The organism is Candidatus Halocynthiibacter alkanivorans (assembly GCF_003333265.1).
Lineage (GTDB): Bacteria > Pseudomonadota > Alphaproteobacteria > Rhodobacterales > Rhodobacteraceae > Halocyntiibacter_A > Halocyntiibacter_A alkanivorans.
In genome coordinates, this window is the sequence record NZ_QOLB01000067.1 from 1 (window position 1) to 1,619 (window position 1,619).

2 protein-coding genes are annotated in these 1,619 nt (G+C 54.8%); one reads left to right on the forward strand and one right to left on the reverse strand.

The features are described 5' to 3' along the window. The coding region (locus DWA01_RS23075) for a hypothetical protein (protein WP_160115969.1) at nt 1-1,128 on the forward strand (1,128 nt) is incomplete at its 5' end. Nucleotides 1,129-1,131: 3 nt separating this feature from the next. On the opposite strand, the gene DWA01_RS06640 is transcribed toward DWA01_RS23075, so the two are convergent. Continuing rightward, complete coding sequence (locus tag DWA01_RS06640; RefSeq protein WP_114285065.1) at nt 1,132-1,338, reverse strand: DUF2986 domain-containing protein; 207 nt, start codon at nt 1,336-1,338, stop codon at nt 1,132-1,134. Between the last annotated feature and the right edge of the window lie 281 nt (nt 1,339-1,619).

A 1,619-nucleotide genomic window follows, 5' to 3' on the forward strand; every position in this document is an offset into this window, starting at 1 on the left:
ACTCAATCCTGGCAACAATACGCCAGTGCTTCGCAACCCGTGCATGAATGGCGCAGCGAGACTTCGGATAAATTAGCCTTCTATGTGAAAGACAGCACCCAGAATTATTTCTCCAATATTGGTGAGTCTTTTGAAAAGGGTAATGAAGAGCTGGCCGACTCCAATCAAACCGGCAGCCTGGCGGTATTAAAGTACCTGGGCTGGGCTTTGCACGGAGTATTTTGGGAAGGCATGATCAAACCCACCGCTAAAATATCGGCCGGCTCGTTAGGCTATGTGGCGGTGAATACCGTGGTGTACCCGGTGATGTTATTAGGGCAGGGCAGTGTGTCCTTGGCCGAGTTGGCAGTGAAGGTCACCTGGAACAGCGGCGCCATGGCCTACGAGGTGGTGGCCCCTACCGGTAAGGCGGCCCTGGCCGGTATTTTTGGCACCCTGCAAGCGGGGGCCGGTACTCTGGTAGGTGGCGCGGTCATTACCGGCGGTGCGGCGGTGTCGGGTGTTGAGTATGTGGGAACACGGGTGGCAGCGGCCACCGTGGCCACTGCCGGGTACACAGTGGGCAAGGGCGTGAAATACATAGGGGTGCCGCTAGTGGCATCGGGAGTGGTGATTGGTGGCACCGCCGTTGGTGTGGCCGTGGCCGGCGGTGAAGTGGTGGCAGGCACGGCGGTGGCCGTGGGTGGCGAAGCTGTGGCGCTGGGTTCACGGGTGGTGGGAACCGCCACGTCGGCCACCACCCTCACCGTGGGCACCAGTGCGTCCGTGGTGGCCGGCGTGGGTCTTGGGGTATATGAATTGTCCAAGGCGGTGGTGGTGCCGGTAACCTTTGAAGTAACGTCGGGGGTGGTGCTGGGTTATAGCTCGGTATCTCAACTGGCCGCCCACAGTATCTTGGCGGTTTCGGATGTGTCTTACATGGTGTTATCCATGGAAGGGCCTAACTGGGTGTTGTACGGGGTGAAAGGTTTGCTGGGGAGTGGCGAAGATCTGGTGCCGGGTACTGTGCTGGATTTAGAGGCCATGCAGCAGCAGGGTGAAGAATTTAAACGTTTACCCGTATCCTCCAACGAAATGGACGGGGTTATCGAGCAGATGCCACAGGATTTAAACCCTGTGGCCATGTAGGCCCTAGCTGGCCTGATCTTGTGCTGAGGCCTCAACTGATTGCTCGGAGCCGCTATCCAGCTGCTCTTGAGCGGCTGCCGCATCCAGCTTGGCACGCTCGGCCTTGGAGATGTATTTAGGTTTATTGCCCTTAGTGCCCGGGTTCATTCTGGCCTTGGCTTTTCTGACTTTTTTGTTGAACTTGTCAATGATTTTCTTTTTGCGGTTCATGATGAGGCCATGTGTAAACAGTATTAGGGCGGATTGTAATGACAGGGCCACAGATGGCAAGTCGATTTCTTATAACTTTTTAACCAATCCGTTGCCGTGTCCAGAGCGTGAGCCTAAATCTATCAATAAGGATCAAAACAGATCAATCTTGTTTTCAATCTTAATGGAGGAAAGTTTGCCTGCGTCAATAAGGTCTTGATCGTTGCATACCTGATTGCGGCCGTGTTCCTTGGCGTAATATAGGGCTTGATCGGCCTGTTCTAATAACTTGGTGGAGTGGT